The following is a 17,708-nucleotide window of genomic DNA, read 5'->3' on the forward strand; positions in this document are numbered from 1 at the left end:
GTCGCGCTTGGGGCGCCGGGGTAATTTGAAACGAGTGGGTATCTAACTGTTTTGTTTAATTAATAATTGATTGGTCAACTTGCTTGGAATACCAGTTGGAACGCTGCGTGGTCTGGATTCCGATGGACGGTGCGTTTTGAGAACCGTCCCCAAAAACGAATCGGGGCCAATCTATCAAGCAAATGGACGCGCTGCTGATTGTTGCCCCTGGGCTCGCAGGTCAGGGGCTCCTAGTCTGGTGTTTCAGAAATACCCCTGGAAATCAGGCCACCGCTTTACCCGTGCTCTTCCAGCCGATAAGGTGGCGCGCGTTGCAAAATGATGGCGGCTTGCGTGGTCCAGGGATGGCTCTCTGAATGAAGCGGTGCATTAAAGCGCTGTTTTGAGGCTTTCTCAGGTTCCCTCTCGTTTGTTCATTGCCCGTTTGAGTATTGGCCGGCCCATCTGATGGTGGACGGTATGGGAGTGTTATGCATGAGTGAATTGGCCCAGGCGTTGCTGGCAGCAGTACCGGAAGATGGCGGCAGCATCGGCAATCAGGCCCTTTATGAGCGACTCAAGAGCCAGTTCACCGGCCTGAGTGAAGAGCAATTCTGGGAATTGCGCGACGCGCTGATCGGTGAGGGTGTTCTGGTCAAAGGCCGCGGGCGCGGTGGTTCTGTGCTGCGCGCCCAGGCTGCAGGTGCCAGCCTGGCGGCGCAGGCTCTGAGCAAGGCGCGTGAGCGTTTCGAGCCGGCCGTGGCCGAAGTATCTGCTAGCTATGTCGTCGAGACGGCAGCCAGCAAGGGCAAGGTGGTCAAGGTACAGGCTGCCACCAGCATCGAGGCCATGGAGAAAACCCTCTGGGCCACCGCCGACAAGCTGCGCGCCAATATGGATGCCGCCGAGTACAAGCACATCGTGCTCGGGCTGATCTTCCTCAAGTACATCTCCGACAGCTTTGCCGGCCGCCGCGCCGAGCTGGAGCGCAAGCTCACCGACGAGAATGACGAATACTACCTGGGTGATGATGATCCCGAGGTGCTCAACGCCGAGCTGGAAGACCGCGACTACTACCGTGAGGTCAACGTGTTCTGGGTGCCGGAAGTGGCGCGCTGGGAGTCGATCCGTGCCGCGGCCAAGCAGGTAGATATTGGCAAGCGCATCGATGAAGCCCTGGCTGCCATCGAGGCGGAAAACCCCAAGCTGAAGAACATCCTCGATAAGCGTTTTGCACGCGCGCAATTGCCCGACGGCAAGCTCGGTGAGCTGGTGGATTTGATTTCCACCATTGGGTTCGGTGACGATGCAGGCAAGGCACGCGATCTGCTCGGCCAGGTCTATGAGTACTTTCTTGGCCAGTTTGCACGTGCTGAGGGAAAAAACGCTGGGCAGTTCTATACGCCGGCTAGCATCGTGAAAACCCTGGTGGCCATTCTCAATCCGCACCACGGCAAGGTCTATGACCCTTGCTGTGGCTCGGGCGGCATGTTCGTCCAGTCGGAAAAGTTCATCGAGACCCACGGCGGCAAGCTTGGCGACGTATCTATCTACGGCCAGGAATCCAACCCCACCACCTGGCGCCTGGCGGCGATGAACATCGCCATTCATGGTTTTGAAGGCAATCTGGGCAAGGAGCCCGCAGACAGCTTTCTACGCAATCAGCACAGTGATCTGCGTGCCGACTTCGTGCTAGCCAACCCGCCGTTCAATATCAGCGACTGGTGGCACGGCAGCCTGGAGGGCGACCCGCGCTGGGTGTATGGCACCCCGCCGCAAGGCAACGCCAACTACGCCTGGTTGCAGCACATGCTCTACCACCTCAAACCCAGCGGTCGCGCCGGCATTGTGTTGGCTAACGGCTCGATGAGCTCCAGCCAAAACAGCGAAGGTGATATCCGCCGCGCCATGGTCGAGGCCGATGTGGTGGAAGTGATGGTGGCCTTGCCGGGCCAGTTGTTCTTCAACACCCAGATTCCCGCCTGCCTGTGGTTCTTGGCCAAGGACAAGCGCCACGTCCTGAGTATCGGTGGTATTGATCGCAGCGGCCAGGTGCTGTTTATCGATGCGCGCAAGCTCGGCACCAGCATAAGCCGTGTGCAGGTCGAGCTGACCGATGCCGATATCGAGCGTATCGCCAGCACTGTGGCGGCCTGGCGCGGCGAGGCATTAGACGAGGGCGGGCAAGTCGGTGAGTACGCCGATGTACCCGGCTTCTGCCGCAGCGTGACTCTTGCCGACATCGCTGAGCATGGCCATGTGCTGACACCGGGTCGCTATGTCGGTGCCGAAGAGGTAGAGGATGACGACGAGGCGTTTGCCGAGAAGATGCAGCGGCTGACGCAGCAGCTTGGCGAGCAGATTCAGAAGGGCGAGGTGCTCGATCAGTTGATCCGGCAGAAGCTGGGAGGGCTGGGGTATGAGTTCTGAGTGGCGTGTAGCGAAAGTCGAGGAGATCGCTGCTCCCTATTCAACAGCATTAGCGACAGGGCCATTTGGATCGGCTATCAGCTCGAAATACTTCGTCGATTCAGGTGTGCCGGTTATTCGTGGGTCTAACCTGAGTGCCGATACATCTACAAGGCTCATTGATGCTGATTTGGTCTTTGTCTCTCATGAGAAGGCAAATGAATTCCAGAGATCGGTGGCTAAGCGTGGTGATCTTGTCTTTACGTGCTGGGGCACCATCAACCAGGTTGGTCTGATTGATGGTCGCTCGAAATTCGACAGCTACATTGTTTCGAATAAACAGATGAAGCTAACGATTAATCCTGCTAAGGCGGATCATCGTTTCATCTATTACGTGTTCTCCGGGCCTGCTAAGCAAAATGAAATTCTCGAAAATGGCATCGGCAGCTCGGTGCCAGGTTTCAATCTTGGGCAATTGAAACGACACGAAATCTTACTGCCTCCAGTTCAAGAGCAAATACGGATTGCTGACTTCTTGGAGACGCTCGACGACCGCATCACCCTGCTACGCGAAACCAACGCCACTCTGGAAGCCATCGCCCAGGCGCTGTTCAAGTCCTGGTTCGTTGATTTCGACCCCGTGCGCGCCAAGGCCGAAGGCCGCCAGCCGGAAGGCATGGACGCCACCACCGCCGCCCTGTTCCCCGACAGCTTCGAAGAGTCCGAACTAGGCTCGGTACCGAAGGGGTGGGAAGTTCTCCCGTTGAGGCAGTTGTGTGCATTCCAGAAGGGGTGCTCATACAAGGGAGATGGTCTGGCGGATGGAGAGGGGGCTTATATGTTCAATCTCGGCTGCTTCAATGAGCCGAGGGTTTATGCGTTTCAGAAGGTCAAGAGGTATGTAGGTGACTACAAGCCTAAGCATCAGGTTAATCCAGGTGACTTAATTATTGCCAACACTGATATGACGCAGCAGCGAGATATTCTTGGTCGGCCACTATTGGTTCCAAGTGGCATGGAGCCAGGGTTCATTTCTCACCATGTGTTCAAGGTTGAAGTGGGAGAGAGGTTCGGTAACCAGATAAGAGATTTCCTCTTCTTCTCTTTCCAGCAGGCCGTATTTAGGGAACGTGCAGTAGGGTATGCAACTGGTACCACTGTCTTGGCGTTGCCGAGGGATGCGCTGGAGGAGCACTGCGTAGTGCTTCCATCTCAGTCACTATTGATGGCGTTTTCAGATGTTGTTTCTCCTTTACTATCAACTATCCATGAGAATGAAGAGCGTGCAACATTGCTTACCCAACTCCGCGACACCCTCTTACCCCGCCTGATCTCCGGACAACTGCGTTTGCCTCAGGCCGCAGCGCTGATCGAGGAAGCGGTATAAGCATGAGTGTTGATGCCGATTTCTCCCGCCTGCTGGACTATTTGAGGGCGCAGGGGGCTGCTGCACAAAAGCGCACCGAGGATTCCCAGGAGTACCAGGACTTTCTGCAAGCCTTTCCTCTGAGCCGCCTCAACCAGTTAACGCTGGATGAGTACTGTGTAGGCAAGGGCGACGGGGCTTCGTTCTGTTGGTGGATCGAGCGCGGACTGGTACCGGTATTGGGCCGCTACATGCCCGGCACCGCCAAGGGACATCTCCTGTATTTTCAGGAAGATGGCAGCCTGTATAAGAACCGTCGCCTGCTGGATCTCGGTGATGAAGAGGCGCTGCGCTATACGCTGAGCATCCAAAGCACCATCGCTGCAGCTGATCCCACTGATCTGCTCTGGGTGGATGACGACAAGGAAATCTACCGCCGCGCCGGTGTAGAGCCGCGTGTCACGGTCGGCGCAGGACGCAAGCTGCGCCTGTTGTCCTGCTATCACCCGGCGCACACCTTGCCGATTTCCTCCAGCGATCACTTGGGGCATTTCCTGCAGAGGCTGGGTTGCCCGCCAGCGCTTATCCCATCGGCCAAGTTGCCGTTGGCGCGCATGCTGAAGTTGCGCGAGTACTACTTGCTCGCCTGCGAGTCGGTGCCGGGTCTTAGCCCCTATGGATTTATGCGCGGACTGTACAGTGAGGAGCTAGGATTGCGCCCGACCAAGCCCGAGCTTGAGCAGGACGTGCAGCCGGGGCAGCCAAGCTACCTGCTCACGTGGAACCCGGCGCATTTCAAGTTGGGTGGAGACGCCGGTGTTGAGTTGGGGCAGGAGATTGATTGGAGCTGCCATTCGAAACAGCCGCAACTGGGCGATGTGGTTTATCTGGTGCGGTTGGGGCAGGAACCACGGGGCATCGTAGCGCGCGGCCTGGTGACGGAGGGGGCGCATGACGGGCCTGACTGGAAGGATTCGAGTAAAACCCGCAACTACATCCGCTTCCGCATCGATGAGCATCGTCCCGACTGCGCGCGTGGCTTGGTGCCCATGCTGCTGCTCAACAAGGCCATGCCTACCCAGCGCTGGAACCCACAGAGCTCGGGCGTCGAGATTGCTCCGGCCATTGCAGCCCGGCTGGAGCTGCTCTGGCAGGCGGGCGAAGGGCAGCACAGTCTGAGACAGTACGTGGCCTGGAGTTCGGCGGATCGTAAGGAGTCCTGCCCGGGATGGCTGAGGATTTATCAGGAGGTCACCGCGCTGGCCAAGGCCCTGCGCACTGGTCAGGCGCCTCTGGACCAGGCCGTCCTAATCCGGCTGTGGATTGAGCGCGAAAACGGGGTTTCCAGCTTGAAGCTGGGGTTGTTCTCTCGGGATGAGCTCAACGAACAACAAGCCGTTATTCGGGAAATCACGCAGCGCATCATGTCTGCGCCTACGGCGCAGACTCACGCACAGGTGATGAAGGATTGGCGTCTGGCGGTTGAGAGCAAGCAGTTTAGCTCCAACCGACCGGCCATGGTCAATCGTGTGTTTGCCGCCTTTGCACCGGAGCGGTTCACCACACTGCTGAAGCCTGAGGATTGCCAGCGACTCTTGCAGGGCTTGCGTGAGCTTTTCCAGCTGGATGTGGCTCACGAACAGCAGGACTGGTGTGCGCTGAATGAGCAGATCATGGCGTGCATGAGTATGGCCGGGCTGGATACAGGTGCCGTCCTGTCAAACAACATTGCCATGTGGCAGTTGCTAGAGGCGCTGCAGGGGGCGAAAGGCGATGTACTTGAAGACGTGCAAGAGGGAGATGCCAGGGTGGCCGCCAAAGATATTCCGCTGAACCAGATTCTTTTCGGCCCACCGGGAACGGGCAAGACGTTTTCCGTCGTGGAGGAGACTCTGAAGATTCTGGCTCCAGAGGTGCTGGAGACACCCACGCGGGAGACTTGGAAGAACGCGTTCGATCAGTTGGTGCTGGACGGTCGAGTGCGTTTCGTCACGTTTCACCAAAGCTTCAGCTACGAAGATTTCGTTGAAGGTTTGCGAGCCGTATCAGAGGGCGGGCAGCTGCATTACAAAGTTGAGCCGGGTGTATTCAAACTGCTCTGCGATGACGCACGCCACCAGGAAGGAGCGCAGACAGAAGATGACGTGCTCAATGCGTTTTTGGAAGAGGTCACTGAGGCTCCCGCCACGCTGACTACGGTGCGTGGCAAGTCCTTTGATGTTCGCTACAGGCCCGGCAATGGGACTTTCACCTGTCAGCCCAAGGCGTCGGAAAATGCGCTGGAGCTGCCAGCCAACATCGAGCATGTGCGCTTGTTCATGCGTGGCGAGAAGCCTGCGTCGGTCTATTGCGAAAGCTATGTGAGAGGGATCGCCGAGCACTTGCGCGGCAAGCTGGAGAACGGCGGAGCTGGGCAGTCGAATGGCGAGAGGCTGCCGTATGTGCTGGTGATCGATGAGATCAATCGGGGCAATGTTTCGCGCATCTTTGGTGAGCTGATCACCTTGATTGAAACCTCTAAGCGAGACGGTGCGGCGGAGAGTTTGTCCGTCACCTTGCCGTACTCGAAGGAGCGTTTCACGGTGCCGGATAATGTCTATCTGATCGGCACCATGAACACTGCAGACCGTTCGCTGGCTGGGCTGGATATAGCCTTGCGTCGCCGTTTTATCTTCAAGGAAATGATGCCCAATCCTTCTTTGCTCAATGGCGTGGTGTTGGAGGGCATCGACATTGGTCAGCTTTTGGCAGTAATGAACCAGCGTATCGAGGTGCTGCTCGATCGTGATCATTGCCTCGGACATGCCTATTTCATGTCGCTCAAGAGTGGAGACTCGTTGCCGCAGCTGGAGGTGATTTTCCGCAATCAGATACTGCCGCTGCTGCAGGAGTATTTCTTCGAGGATTGGCAGCGTATCCAGTGGGTGCTTAATGACCACCGCAAGCCTGCGGCAGACCGTTTCGTGGAGCAGGACAAGCAAGATGTGGATGCTTTGTTTGGCAACATTAGCGTGCCGGCGCAAGGTGGGGTTTGGCGGATCAATGCGGCTGCATTCTTGCGAGTTTCTGCGTATGCCGGTGTAATTGCAGTGCAGGCCAAGGCTGAGGCTCCAGTAGAAGAGGCGGGTGCGTGAGCGTATTCGTTACCGTGCGTGAATATGCGCGTCTGACCACGGCAGCTGTTGCGTCCGGCAACCTCGATTGTGCGCAGATTTCCGAAAGTGCCTTCGACTGGTTGTGTGAGCTGAGCGCTAGCTTCAATCGCAGCGGTGCGACTCTGCTGCAGGTTGAAGGTCGGCGTGCCCTTAAGTGGGATTCCTACGTGGGCGTATTGGAAACGCCTTGTGGCACGCGGCTGGAGATTCTGCCCAAGCACCATGAGCAGGACGATTGCCTGGTCAAGAGCCGCCTGTTGCTGCGCAAGCTCATTCAGCGGGCTCTGCAACTCGAGCCTCGTGAGGGTTCAGTAGCCAGCCTTGAGCTGTTCGATGCGCCACTCAGCGAGTGGGTGATGGGGCAGTTCCTGGCGGAGCTGGATTTGTTGGTGAAGCGTGGAGTGCGCTTCGACTATCAGCGAATCGAGGAGGAGCAGCGCTTTCTCCGTGGTCAGCTCAATGTGGTGGCACAGATGCGCCAGCCGCCTGGGCGGCAGCATCACTTCCAGATTCGCCACGATGTATTCCTGCCGGATCGGGCAGAGAATCGCTTGCTCAAGTTGGCGTTGGAACAGGTGGCAACAAGCACACAAGATGCCTCCAACTGGCGCCTGGCCAATGAGTTACGCGCCATGCTGGCGGAGGTGCCTGCCAGCCGGAAGGTGAGCCAGGATTTGCGCGCCTGGAGCCGCGACCGGCTGATGGCGCATTACCAGGCGATCAAGCCCTGGTGTGAGTTGATCCTCAATCAGCAGATGCCGATAGCCGTGAGAGGTGAGTGGCGCGGCGTGAGCCTGCTGTTCCCGATGGAAAAGCTGTTCGAGCGGTATGTGGAAGGCTGGTTGCATCAGAAACTGCTGCCCAGCGCTCGTTTGAAAGCGCAGTCAGCTAGCCAGTACTTGTGTGCACATAGCAGTGATCGGATGTTCTGCTTGAAGCCTGATTTGCTGATCGATACAGCGGAGCAGCGCTGGATTCTTGATACCAAGTGGAAGCGTATCGATGCCGGTAAACCTGAGAAGAACTATGACCTGAGTCAGAGCGATTTCTATCAGCTGTTTGCCTATGGACACAAATACCAAAGAGGCGATGAGGTGCCGGGGCTGGTGCTGATTTATCCGTATTGGTCTGGACTCCAGAAAGCGCTACCGCTGTTTGATTACGGTAAGGGAATGCAGTTATGGGTGTTGCCTTTTGATCTGGATGCTGAGTGCTTGGTAGAGATGGAGAAAGCGACTTTGCCTTTGAGCCTTGAATCATTTGCTCGCGACAGCTAGGCGCGCTTGCTGCTCAAGGGCGGCTGTAAGTGGTTGATGGGGTAGTCACGGCAGCCGCTGATTTGGGGTAGATAGCCCGTTATCGCAACTGTAATCGACTAAGTGGATCGCATTGAGCTTGCACAGATGCCAGGTAAGGCTCGTTAAGGACGGATATGACCGAAGACCAACTGGAACAGGAAACCCTCGGCTGGCTCACTGAGCTGGGTTACGCGCACCTCTATGGGCCGGACATTGCCCACGACGGCGACAACCCCGAGCGCGAGAGCTATCGCGACGTGCTGTTGACCATGCGCCTGCGCACGGCCATCGCCCGGCTAAACCCGCAGATCCCACTGGCGGCGCGTGAGGACGCCTTGCGCCAGGTGCTGGAGCTGGGCGTGCCGGTGCAGCTGTCCGCCAACCGCCTGTTTCATCGTCTGCTGGTCGGCGGTGTGCCGGTGCAATACCAGAAGGACGGCGAGACCCGTGGCGATTTCGTGCGGTTGATCGACTGGATAGATGTGCGGGCCAACGAGTGGCTGGTGATCAACCAGTTCAGCATCCAGGGGCCGAAACATACGCGCCGGCCGGACATCATCCTGTTCGTCAACGGCCTGCCACTGGTGCTGCTGGAGTTGAAGAACCCGGCGGATGTGAATGCCGATTTGGTAAAGGCGTTCGACCAGCTCCAGACCTACAAGGAGCAGATTCCGGACGTCTTTCACTACAACGAGATTCTGGTGATCAGCGATGGCAGCGAGGCGCGCATGGGCTCACTGTCTGCAGATATCGAGCGCTTCGCCCGCTGGCGCACCATCGATGGGGTCACGGTGGATCCGCTGGGTGAGTTCAACGAGCTGGAGACGCTGGTGCGTGGCGTGCTGCAGCCGGCGATGCTGCTGGATTACCTACGCTACTTCGTGCTGTTCGAGGATGACGGAAGGCTGGTGAAGAAGATTGCCGGCTATCACCAGTTCCATGCCGTGCGTGCGGCGATCCAGCAAGCGGTGATCGCCTCGCGCCCCGGCGGCACGCACAAGGGCGGGGTGGTCTGGCATACCCAGGGCTCGGGCAAGAGCATCACCATGACCTGCTTCGCCGCCCGAGTGATGCAGGAAGCGGCGATGGAGAACCCGACCATCGTAGTGATCACCGACCGCAACGACCTGGATGGCCAACTGTTCGGCGTGTTCTCGCTGTCGCAGGATCTGCTGCGTGAACAGCCAGTACAGGCGCTTACCCGCGGTGATCTGCGCGAGAAACTGGTCAACCGCCCCAGTGGCGGCATTGTCTTCGCCACCATCCAGAAGTTCATGCCGGGCGAGGATGAAGACAGCTTCCCGGTGTTGTCCACGCGCTCGAACATCGTGGTGGTGGCCGACGAGGCGCACCGCACCCAATATGGCTTCAGTGCTTCGCTGAAGGTGCAGGACTTGAAGGTGGCCGAGGTCAGTGCTCGCTATCAGGTGGGTTATGCCCAGCATCTGCGCGACGCTCTGCCCAACGCTACCTTCGTGGCCTTTACCGGTACGCCGGTGTCCAGCGAAGATCGTGATACCCGTGCGGTGTTCGGCGACTACATCCACATCTACGACATGCAGCAGGCCAAGGAAGATGGCGCCACCGTGGCCATCTACTACGAGTCGCGGTTGGCCAAGCTGTCGCTCAAAGACTCGGAGCTGGCGCATATCGACGACGAGGTCGACGAGCTGGCCGAGGATGAGGAAGAGGATCAGCAGTCACGCTTGAAGTCGCGCTGGGCCGCGTTGGAAAAAGTCGTGGGAGCCGAGCCGCGTATCAAGAGCGTGGCGGCCGATTTGGTGGCGCACTTCGAGGAACGCAACCAGGCGCAAAACGGCAAGGCCATGGTGGTGGCCATGAGTCGTGAGATCTGCGTGCACCTGTACAACGAGATCATCGCCCTGCGCCCCGAATGGCACGATGAGGATCCGGAGAAGGGCGCGGTGAAGATCGTCATGACCGGTAGCGCATCGGACAAGGCACTGCTGCGCCCGCATATTTACCCGGGGCAGGTGAAGAAGCGCCTGGAGAAACGTTTCAAGGACCCTGCCGATCCGCTGCAATTGGTGATCGTCCGCGATATGTGGCTGACCGGTTTCGATGCGCCCTGCGTGCATACCCTGTATGTCGACAAGCCGATGAAGGGCCATAACCTGATGCAGGCCATCGCCCGGGTGAACCGGGTGTTCAAGGACAAGCAGGGCGGCCTGGTAGTGGATTACATCGGCATTGCCAACGAGCTGAAGGCGGCGCTCAAGGAATACACCGCCAGCAATGGCAGGGGGCGCCCCACCGTCGATGCCCATGAAGCCTATGCGGTGCTGGAGGAAAAGCTCGATGTGCTACGTAGCCTGCTGTATGGTTTCGATTACGGCGACTTCCTGACTGGCGGGCACAAGCTACTGGCCGGTGCCGCCAACCATGTGCTGGGGCTGGAGGATGGCAAGAAGCGATTTGCCGACAATGCCCTGGCCATGAGCAAGGCCTTTACCCTGTGCTGCACCCTGGACGAGGCCAAAGTCGTTCGGGAGGAAGTCGCTTTCCTACAGGCCATCAAGGTGCTGCTGACCAAGCGTGACATTAGCGCCCAAAAGAAAACCGACGAAGAACGTGAGCTGGCGATCCGCCAGATCATCGGCAATGCCGTAGTCTCCGGCGAGGTGGTGGATGTGTTCGAGGCGGTCGGTCTGGACAAGCCCAACATCGGCCTGCTCGATGACGAGTTTCTTGCCGAGGTGCGCAACCTACCGGAGAAAAACCTGGCGGTTGAGCTACTGGAGCGCCTGCTGGAGGGTGAGATCAAGAGCAAGTTCGCCAGCAACCTGGCCCAGGAGAAGAAGTTCTCCGAGCTGCTCGATAGCGTGATCAAGCGCTACCAGAACCGCTCCATCGAGACCGCCCAGGTCATCGAAGAGCTGATCGAGATGGCCAAGAAATTTGCCGCAGCGAGCAAGCGTGGAGATGTGCTGGGCCTGAATGATGACGAGTTGGCTTTCTACGATGCGCTGGCCAATAACGAGGCCTCGGTGCGAGAGTTGGGCGATGAGATCCTAGCCAAGATCGCCCATGAGCTGACAGATAGCCTGCGCCAGAACGTGACCGTGGACTGGAGTAATCGTGACAGTGTGCGGGCCAAGCTGCGGCTTCTGGTCAAGCGCATCCTGCGTAAATATAAGTATCCGCCGGATCAGCAGGAGGCGGCGGCACAACTAGTGCTGGCGCAGGCTGAGACGCTCTGTGAGGCATGGATGTAGGACTGGCTGCCGGTATGTACCTACAAATGCCATGACGGTCACCTCATCGCTCGCTCGCCAACTTGGAAATGTCGAGGTTTCTTTGCAAAATGGCTTACGAGGCGGTTGCAGAGTTGTTCTGCGAAAGCTCCCAAGGCCCATATCATTTGAGTAACGAGCCTTTCTTTGACAACGTTCGCGAATACGCTCGGTATGGAAACAATTTTAAAGAATGGCCATTTTCGCAGAGACGCGTGTTCCCCCACGATACATTGATGCAACACCCTCTCACGAATGAATGGGTTCAAGCCGGCTTTGGCTTTGGGCTTTTTATGAACAGGCGGCAGGAAACACTTTTTTGCTTTCTTTTCTATGGCGTCGAGTTCGTCATAAATGTAGGCGGACCATCAATTTCTGGCTATAACGAGTGGATCGATGAGCATGCGGGAATCAGTCCAATGGTTGAGCGCTTAGGTTGTCGCTTAGCACAAGGAGAGGATCGCAAGCACTATCTCCACGGCAGCTTTGAAATATCCAAAGGTCTTGAGTTTGATAAAAAGCATGGCTACTGTCCTTTCCTCCCGTAGCTCATTGACGTCTAACAACTGGTTAAAACCTTTCGCCTCGCTCACTAGGACGGGCTAAAGCCCCTCTCAACCAAACGTAAGCTGTCTGAGGTGAGCGACCCTTCTGGTCGATTGCTGCCCTTCGCGAGAGGCAGCTATGGGTCCAGGCTGTGTGAAAACCCCCGCTGCTTTCGATGATCGCGCTCGTACGTTAAATCTGAATAGAGATGGCGGCTCAGCAGACCCAGATTTTGCGTAGGCGCGCAATTTTTAGGATGTTTTTTGAACAGCCACATCGGTCGAGAGGTTTTCACACAGCCTGGGTCGGTTGCGGTCGGTCGTGATTGTCAAAGTCACACCTTCTTAGCACTTGAAGACCCAAGCTCTTTCTAAACGGCGGGCCAGCAGCCGCACGGTCAGCAGGTAGTAATATCGAGTTGCCTTGCATCGTCCCGCTAGTCGGTGGTCGAGAAACCAAGCAAGATGTTTTTTCTTCCAGGCCCAAGGTGTTTCCAGCTGCCAGCGTTCAGATATCCCAGCTTGAATCATCTTTGCTTGCCGTAAATGACGCTGCCGCGTTGCGTTCGATCCCGTCAGCACAGCAGCCAAGAACAGCTCCATGTCGAATGGCTTGCTCATGAGCGCCCTCCAATGTAGGCCGCGACCACGTCGATCCGACCGTGCCCCAGCTCGTAGCTGATTTTCTTTCGGGCCTCACGATTTAGATTCCTATCTGCCTGGCAACATTGGCCGCCGTTGATAGGCGCAGGGTGCTGGGTGATTTGCTCATAGCGTTCGCATGCGTACGCTGCTCGTAGCTCATGGAAGCCTTTAAGGTTGTGTGCATGCAGGATGTCCCGCGCAGGGCGGATGATGTCTTGCAGAAGACTTAGGTAGCTTTCGTGTGGCGCAATCAGGTTGCGGCTGCCCGCAGGCGACACCTGCCGTGCAAACCCAAGCGCACCTCGAATATGGTCGTCCACCGCAATCCAACGCGGTGCCGAAGCGCCAGCGCGGCCGCCTTTAGTACCATCTTGAATGTTAATCCTGCCTAGGTCGTTAGCCTCACGGCTTAGCCGGGGTAGGTCAGCCAAAATGGCCTCACGCAAGCGCATGCCGGTGGCTCGTGCCAGCAGAACGATCGCGGCGGAGCGTTGTTGATGTTGGCGGCAAAGTGCATCGACGATCTGCATAACCTGTTCGCGGTCTTGGCCCTGTGGCATCGACTGGCGAACTACGGTGCGTTGCATACCCAACGCCTTGCTCGGGCTTGGCAATTTCACGCACTGATCACCGCGAAGCGCCGCCATGGTCCTGTTAATGCTGGATAGCCGATTTTGTGCTGTGCTGACGGCGAGATCACCGCGCCTAACAAGGCCGTGCAGATACGCCGCATAGTCGGACAACACTTTCCGATCAATCTGCCGCGCATCATTGATACCGGGCCCCTGTTCGGAGCGGCACCACTTCACGAATGTCTGCCACCGATCAGTGTGCGCCTTGACCGTGCCGTAATGACCGCCGCCGAACATGTCCTTCAGTGCCTGCGGCCCTGCGTAGCTCAATTGTCTGCCGTACCCAAAATTACGGCCGTCACGCCTACCCACCAATGCCATGTCGGTCACCTCATCTTCTGCACTCCACTCCTCGCCCCACGTCATCCCGCCAAGAATGCTGAGTGTTATCAGGGATCAAGGCCCCTGCGACCTGTGGGGAATGTCCTCTTCGCGGGACTGGCGGCTCCTTACAACCGGGAGCAAGGGCATCTCATGATCTGGCCTCCTGAGCACCGTTACCGGTGGGCGGGTGGAGGCTGCATTGGCTGACGAGACCATTGCCGCGAGATCCTGAGCCAGGTGCAAGCAGTAATGCGATGACCGGGGCATGCCTGACTGTCAGTCAGGTGCAGTCCATTCCTTGGTCTGCGGCACCATCATCTACAGCGCTGTTGCTGGTGACATCGGCGTTTGTCACGCCGATTGTCACGAGGGGGATTGCCGCAAAGCCATATGCGATCAGGGCTGCAGCAGCGTTAGAAGTGCCCGTCTCTTTCCACAGAAAGAGACGGGCACAGGTTGGCGCAATAGTCGGCCAAGCGGATAGGTTGCTGCAGTGCAGCGAGGTCCGGTGTATCTGGCGCACGAGGGCCATAGGTGTAAGAGCATCCATCACCGGGGAGGTGACCGGGCGAGCTGCCGGATGCGAATCGCCTTTGGGAAGAACCACCGCGGGAGCGGCGTGACCTTTAAGGTTCGGGTCACCTGGGGTGCTGTCATCGACAGCGCTTGCAGGGCCAGTTCTACGCCTGTGGATAAACCCGGTCAAGGGCCGAAGCTCAGCGCTCTTGGGGACGTGAAAAGAGGTTATCCATCGGTGGAATTCCGTGGTAAATCCTGGACAACGTCGTGGCTTTTAGCTCTTCAAAGTGAGGTCCATCCAAACAGGGCGGCTTTGCAGCCCTGTTTGGATGGACCCGTGCTGAAAAGCGGAAAAACGAGGCTGCTTTTCCTGAATCTTGACCGCTCAGTTGCTGTCGCCGCCGTTATTGCGCCTTTACAGCGCTAGCGGATCGGCACCACGTTCTTGTCTCTGACTTGGCCGTATGCTGAGGCAAGCAGACTGCCGGTGGCGGCCTTCTGGATGTACTCACTCCACCACGCCATCATCGGGCGCCGGCGCTCGATGTAGTCGGCCCGGTTGTAAGCGCTCCGCACTTCATCCTTGTCGACATGCGCCAGTGCGACCTCAATGAGTTCCGGGTCCCACCCATGTTCATTCAAGATGGTGCTGGCCATCGAGCGCATACCGTGGCTGACCAATCGATCCTGAAAGCCCATGCGTTTCAATGCCATGTTGGCGGTCTGGCTATTGGCGTGGGTGCGTGGATTTCTATCGGCCGGGAAGACGTATTCGCGATGGCCGCTGTGAGTCTTCAGTGACTCCAGCAGTGCGACAGCGTGATCACTCAACGGGATGCTATGTGGGCGGCGCTTCTTCATCCGCTCCGCCGGGATAGTCCAGACACGCCTTTCAAAATCGATGTCTGCCCAGCGAGTAGTTGCCGCCTCAGCGGGGCGAGTCATCGTGTGTAACTGCCATTCGATCAAGCAGCGGGTCGTGCGTTTGATACTGGCGTTCGCAATCTCCAGCATGAGCTCGGGGAGCTCCTCAGGTGGGAGCGCAGCCATGTTCTCTTTCTTGGGTTTTTTGAATACTGCCCTGATGCCGCTAAGAGGGTTGGCGAAGATCAGGCCTGAGTTCACGCCGTAGGTCATGATCTCGTTTAGCCGCTGGCTAAGGCGTTTCACCGTCTCCAAGCTGCCTTTCGCTTCGATTGGACGAAGCAATCCGATCACCATCGGTGCGGTGATTTTCGTCAGTGGTGTCGTCTTCAAATCGGGGAACACATGCAGCGTGAGCGACCGCCAAATATCCTCGGCGTAGGCCGGGGTCACCGAGTCTTTCTTGAGCTCGAACCAGGCGGTGGCTACGTTCTCGAAGGTGTGTTCAGTTTCTGCGCGCTTGGCTTCATTCAACGTATTGCGCTGCACCTTTGGATCGATGCCTTGGGCGAGCAGCTCGCGGGCTTCGACTGCCTTCTTTCGTGCGTTCGCCAGTGACAGTTCGGGGTAGGTCCCGAAGCCGATGTTGATGCGCTTTTTGGTCACCGGTTCGCGGTAGTTGAAATTCCACAGCAACGAGCCGTTGCTGCGTACGCGGAGCTGCAAACCGTCGCCGTCAGTGAGGACGTAATCCTTGGACGCGGGTTTGACTCCCTTGAGCTGTCGATCGGAGAGACGGAGGTTCTGAGCAGGCATGAGATTCTCCTCAGGCACTGATTCGGTATTCCAAAGATTAGCACCGGGTGAGGTGGAATACCGCCTGGAATACCCGAATGGCTGGAACTCAAAAACTTTCAAAAGACCGCAAAAGCGCTGTAAGCCGCGTATTTACTGGCTTACAGGCACAAAAAAAGACGTCCGTGGACGTCTTTGATTGATCATTTGGTGGAGCCGGGGGGATTTGAACCCCCGTCCGCCAGTACTCCGCTGTCGGTACTACATGCTTAGCCGTGTCTACTGAGTTAATCCGCAGCCGCCCGACGGGCAGGGTGCTTTGGACGAGTTGGGTAAGTTTTAGTCGCTTTGCCCCCAACGTGCTACACGACGATCCTGTTCTGTATGACAATCATTTCGGGTTTACAGGCATCCCCTGATGATTGCTGGAGCCGAAGCTACCAGGAGAGCGGGCTCAGCTGCTTACGCAGCGAGAGCGTAACCCTCGTAGTTTTCGTCATTGGCAACTATAGAAAGTTGCAACAGTGGATTTACGAGTTCTGTTACCAACTCGGCATGCACCTAGAGTTTCGCTACCGGCGTCGAATCCTAATCGGCCCCACGCTTACAGCTGTCTAAGCTCACGTACCTTTCGGCACGCTGAGCGAAGTATACGCCTTTGTGCGGGCGGCGTCGACAGCAGGTTCCGTCGCCGCCCGCTCAGGCTCAAGCACCGCCGGACGAGCCGCCGCCTTTTTCGGTTTTCTCCAGGCGCTCCAGCACTTTGCTGGTGATGGCGATGCATTGCTTGTCGTCGCCCGCGGCTTGGGCGGCCTTGGCTTTGTCGACGTGCTCGGTCAGGGCCTTGTCCAGGCCTTCGGAGGTGGCGCCGGCGGTGGTCATGCTGTCGTTGATCTTCTGCAGGTTGGCGGCGCAGAGGTCGTCGGCGGCGAACACCGGGGACGCCAGGAGGGTGGCGGCCGCGAAGAGGGCGGAAAGCGCAGTACCTTTCATGGGTGTCTCCTTTGCAAGGCCTCTGGAGGGTGGGCCTGTAAGGGTGGACTGCTGGGGCTTGAAGAGGGTTCCATTGGGGTGGTGGCTTGGCGACATGAGGGGTGTCTGTGCTGGCCTCATCGCCGGCAAGCCGGCTCCCACACCGGTCGCGGGGTGGGGGCCGGTTGCGGTGGGGGTCAGGGGTGTTTGTTCATGCCGAGTTCCAGGTCGTCGATCAGGGCCTTGGCCATTTCGCTGAGGATTCTGGCAGCGCTGCCGGCTTTGCGGTCGTTTTCCATTTCGGCTTCGGTGGTCAGGTGGCGGATGCAGCCGAGTAGGACCGAGAGCTGGCTGAAGGCGTGGTCGAAGGGGACGCCGGGTTGCAGGCGGAAGAGGTCGAATGTCTCGTGGCCGGCGGTGGTCGCGTGCTTGAGTGGGTCATTCATGGCTTCACTCCTGGGCTTTCGATTGGTGCAGGCCGGTCAAGGCATGCTCGATCAGGGCTCTTGAGGTCTCGGAGGCGTGCGCGGCGTTGCCGAGCATGCTCAAGCCTGATTCGCCGGAATGGATGCGGCAGTGTTCGTCGATGGTTTCGGCGACGCCGCGTAGGAGCTCGCTGGCGTGGGCCAGGGCGTCGGGTGGGGGCATGTCGCTGTGGATGGAGAAGTAGGGGGTGAGGCGGGGTGGGTCGGGGACGATTTTCTTCATGGTGGAGTTCCCAGTTTGTTTACGCAACGGGAGCTGCCATTTCGATCCTTCTCACGGGATTGGGGTGGCAGCCATGCGCGGGGTGAGAAACCGGTAAACATGGGAAAGCCGGCCAGACCGAGGTCTGCCCGCGCAAGGCTGCCATAACGAGGCTGCTGTCATGTTTACAGGGTTCTCACACCCACATCGTTCGAAAACGACTCTGGGAAATTAGCCCTGATGCTCGTAGGCAACAACAGCGAA

12 protein-coding genes and 1 other RNA gene are annotated in these 17,708 nt (G+C 57.9%); 6 read left to right on the forward strand and 7 right to left on the reverse strand.

Going from position 1 to position 17,708, the window contains the following annotated elements; genetic code table 11:
• The first annotated feature begins 474 nt into the window (after nucleotides 1-474).
• The 6 genes from ACIPZB_RS22305 to ACIPZB_RS22330 all read left to right on the forward strand — a co-directional run bounded on the left by ACIPZB_RS22305 (nucleotide 475) and on the right by ACIPZB_RS22330 (nucleotide 12,009).
• On the forward strand, nucleotides 475-2,409 hold the full coding sequence (locus ACIPZB_RS22305) for a type I restriction-modification system subunit M (protein WP_400642688.1): 1,935 nt from the start codon (nucleotides 475-477) through the stop codon (nucleotides 2,407-2,409).
• The gene (locus tag ACIPZB_RS22310) at nucleotides 2,399-3,775 is read left to right on the forward strand and encodes a restriction endonuclease subunit S (RefSeq protein ID WP_400642690.1); all 1,377 of its coding nucleotides are present in this window, start codon (nucleotides 2,399-2,401) and stop codon (nucleotides 3,773-3,775) included. Before ACIPZB_RS22305 ends, ACIPZB_RS22310 begins: the two co-directional genes overlap by 11 nt.
• Nucleotides 3,776-3,777: 2 nt before the next feature.
• Nucleotides 3,778-6,888, forward strand: coding sequence for an McrB family protein (locus ACIPZB_RS22315; protein ID WP_400642692.1), 3,111 nt, complete (start codon nucleotides 3,778-3,780; stop codon nucleotides 6,886-6,888).
• On the forward strand, nucleotides 6,885-8,186 hold the full coding sequence (locus ACIPZB_RS22320) for an McrC family protein (protein ID WP_400642693.1): 1,302 nt from the start codon (nucleotides 6,885-6,887) through the stop codon (nucleotides 8,184-8,186). Before ACIPZB_RS22315 ends, ACIPZB_RS22320 begins: the two co-directional genes overlap by 4 nt.
• 155 nt (nucleotides 8,187-8,341) lie before the next feature.
• A complete protein-coding gene (locus tag ACIPZB_RS22325; protein WP_400642695.1) occupies nucleotides 8,342-11,443 on the forward strand; it encodes a type I restriction endonuclease subunit R in 3,102 nt (1,033 codons plus the stop codon).
• Nucleotides 11,444-11,532: 89 nt separating this feature from the next.
• Entirely contained in the window at nucleotides 11,533-12,009 is a 477-nt protein-coding gene (locus ACIPZB_RS22330; RefSeq protein ID WP_400642696.1) for a hypothetical protein, read from the forward strand.
• A gap of 342 nt (nucleotides 12,010-12,351) precedes the next feature.
• Here ACIPZB_RS22330 and ACIPZB_RS22335 read toward each other — a convergent pair whose 3' ends face one another.
• The 7 genes from ACIPZB_RS22335 to ACIPZB_RS22365 form a co-directional block, all read right to left on the reverse strand.
• Nucleotides 12,352-12,627, reverse strand: a complete 276-nt coding sequence (locus ACIPZB_RS22335) for a hypothetical protein (protein ID WP_400642697.1) — start codon at nucleotides 12,625-12,627, stop codon at nucleotides 12,352-12,354.
• Nucleotides 12,624-13,604: an integrase domain-containing protein gene (locus tag ACIPZB_RS22340; RefSeq protein ID WP_400642699.1), complete on the reverse strand. Its 981-nt coding sequence runs from the start codon at nucleotides 13,602-13,604 to the stop codon at nucleotides 12,624-12,626. Before ACIPZB_RS22340 ends, ACIPZB_RS22335 begins: the two co-directional genes overlap by 4 nt.
• 945 nt (nucleotides 13,605-14,549) lie before the next feature.
• Complete coding sequence (locus ACIPZB_RS22345; RefSeq protein ID WP_400642701.1) at nucleotides 14,550-15,806, reverse strand: integrase domain-containing protein; 1,257 nt, start codon at nucleotides 15,804-15,806, stop codon at nucleotides 14,550-14,552.
• A gap of 187 nt (nucleotides 15,807-15,993) precedes the next feature.
• Nucleotides 15,994-16,385, reverse strand: a transfer-messenger RNA (tmRNA) gene (ssrA, locus tag ACIPZB_RS22350).
• A 105-nt stretch (nucleotides 16,386-16,490) separates the two neighbouring features.
• Nucleotides 16,491-16,778, reverse strand: a complete 288-nt coding sequence (locus ACIPZB_RS22355; RefSeq protein ID WP_400642703.1) for a hypothetical protein — start codon at nucleotides 16,776-16,778, stop codon at nucleotides 16,491-16,493.
• A gap of 176 nt (nucleotides 16,779-16,954) precedes the next feature.
• Nucleotides 16,955-17,203 carry a DUF3077 domain-containing protein gene (locus tag ACIPZB_RS22360; RefSeq protein ID WP_400642704.1) on the reverse strand — a complete coding sequence of 83 codons (249 nt, stop codon included), beginning with the start codon at nucleotides 17,201-17,203 and terminating at the stop codon, nucleotides 16,955-16,957.
• Between the two features lie 4 nt (nucleotides 17,204-17,207).
• Nucleotides 17,208-17,465, reverse strand: a complete 258-nt coding sequence (locus ACIPZB_RS22365; RefSeq protein WP_400642705.1) for a hypothetical protein — start codon at nucleotides 17,463-17,465, stop codon at nucleotides 17,208-17,210.
• Nucleotides 17,466-17,708 lie beyond the last annotated feature (243 nt).

Origin of the sequence: Pseudomonas sp. NPDC089396 (genome assembly GCF_044749545.1) — a bacterium.
Taxonomy (GTDB): domain Bacteria; phylum Pseudomonadota; class Gammaproteobacteria; order Pseudomonadales; family Pseudomonadaceae; genus Aquipseudomonas.

What these genes read in the sequence shown, in the direction of transcription:
- ACIPZB_RS22305 (WP_400642688.1), top strand. Translation starts at nt 475, where the DNA reads ATGAGTGAATTGGCCCAGGCGTTGCTGGCAGCAGTACCGGAAGATGGC.
- ACIPZB_RS22310 (WP_400642690.1), top strand. Translation starts at nt 2,399, where the DNA reads ATGAGTTCTGAGTGGCGTGTAGCGAAAGTCGAGGAGATCGCTGCTCCC.
- ACIPZB_RS22315 (WP_400642692.1), top strand. Translation starts at nt 3,778, where the DNA reads ATGAGTGTTGATGCCGATTTCTCCCGCCTGCTGGACTATTTGAGGGCG.
- ACIPZB_RS22325 (WP_400642695.1), top strand. Translation starts at nt 8,342, where the DNA reads ATGACCGAAGACCAACTGGAACAGGAAACCCTCGGCTGGCTCACTGAG.
- ACIPZB_RS22330 (WP_400642696.1), top strand. Translation starts at nt 11,533, where the DNA reads ATGGCTTACGAGGCGGTTGCAGAGTTGTTCTGCGAAAGCTCCCAAGGC.
- ACIPZB_RS22335 (WP_400642697.1), bottom strand. Translation starts at nt 12,627, where the DNA reads ATGAGCAAGCCATTCGACATGGAGCTGTTCTTGGCTGCTGTGCTGACG.
- ACIPZB_RS22340 (WP_400642699.1), bottom strand. Translation starts at nt 13,604, where the DNA reads ATGGCATTGGTGGGTAGGCGTGACGGCCGTAATTTTGGGTACGGCAGA.
- ACIPZB_RS22345 (WP_400642701.1), bottom strand. Translation starts at nt 15,806, where the DNA reads ATGCCTGCTCAGAACCTCCGTCTCTCCGATCGACAGCTCAAGGGAGTC.
- ACIPZB_RS22355 (WP_400642703.1), bottom strand. Translation starts at nt 16,778, where the DNA reads ATGAAAGGTACTGCGCTTTCCGCCCTCTTCGCGGCCGCCACCCTCCTG.
- ACIPZB_RS22360 (WP_400642704.1), bottom strand. Translation starts at nt 17,203, where the DNA reads ATGAATGACCCACTCAAGCACGCGACCACCGCCGGCCACGAGACATTC.
- ACIPZB_RS22365 (WP_400642705.1), bottom strand. Translation starts at nt 17,465, where the DNA reads ATGAAGAAAATCGTCCCCGACCCACCCCGCCTCACCCCCTACTTCTCC.